Origin of the sequence: Bartonella sp. AP58NXGY (assembly GCF_042195785.1) — a bacterium.
Classification (GTDB): domain Bacteria; phylum Pseudomonadota; class Alphaproteobacteria; order Rhizobiales; family Rhizobiaceae; genus Bartonella.
The window spans coordinates 1-1,012 of the sequence record NZ_JBHIOY010000069.1 but is presented as its reverse complement, the minus strand read 5'-3'; the positions used below and the strand labels follow the sequence as shown (position 1 = coordinate 1,012).

Sequence of the window (1,012 nt, the reverse complement as noted above, 5' to 3'; positions counted from 1 at the left end):
GATATGGATGATAGCCTTATTGCCGCACATCGAGATCTTGATATGTTAATGCCTTATCTTCATCTCCCTGTTCAATCAGGTTCAGATCGCATCTTAAAAGCGATGAACCGCCAACACAAAAGCTCTTATTATCTTCATCTTATCGAAAAAATTCGAGCTGCACGACCAGATATTGCCTTTTCTGGTGATTTTATTGTAGGGTTTCCAGGAGAAACAGATGAAGATTTTGAAGAAACCATTAAACTTATTCAACAAGTACAATACAGTTCAGCTTATTCTTTTAAATATTCCCCCCGTCCTGGAACAGTGGGGGCCACCATGAAAAATCACGTTGATGAATCTGTAAAAGATGCTCGGCTTCAACATTTACAAGTTCTTCTCCTTGAACAACAAAATACATTTTTACGTTCTAAAATTGGACAAAAAACCGATGTTCTTATCGAAAAACCTGGACGTCATTCAGGGCAAATGGTGGGGCGCTCCCCTTGGCTTTTACCTGTTGTCGTTGATACAGAATCCTCTACAGGTAGCGTAGTAGAAATTCATATTAAAAATGCTAGCTCAAATAGTTTTGTCGGTGAAGTAACAAATAGATAAATATGTATCTACCCTCTTGTTTACAATAAAGATTTTGAAAACTCTTTTATTTTCAAAGAAAATGATTACATCTAGAGAATGAATTTCTATGAAAGAAAATTTGTCTTTTATAAAGTTTACTCAAAAAAATGTTTAATACTTATGTCGATATGGAGAATAGACTGAAAGTTTCAACTGAAAAAATAAATACTGACATTGAAAAAACAGCCTCCTTGGAACAAGAAAGCGCTTCAGAGACGAGCCAAGTTGTTTTGATTTTCGAAAATAATAAATATGCAAAAGCGGTTTTTGGTCAATTTGACGAAAATCTTGCTTATATTGAAAAAAAACTTAAACTTAGTATTCATCCGCGTGGTAATGAAGTCTTAATCCATGGAAGTATTTCTGTTATAAAACGTGCACAATATGTATTGCA

Annotated in this window: 1 protein-coding gene and 1 pseudogene; both read left to right on the top strand. The window is 34.4% G+C overall.

Annotated features, from left to right (window positions below; all coding sequences use genetic code 11):
• The coding region (locus ACFINC_RS09450) for a radical SAM protein (protein ID WP_375617043.1) at window positions 1-597 on the top strand (597 nt) is incomplete at its 5' end.
• Between the two features lie 128 nt (window positions 598-725).
• Window positions 726-1,012: pseudogene (locus ACFINC_RS09445) on the top strand (phosphate starvation-inducible protein PhoH); the annotation flags it as partial.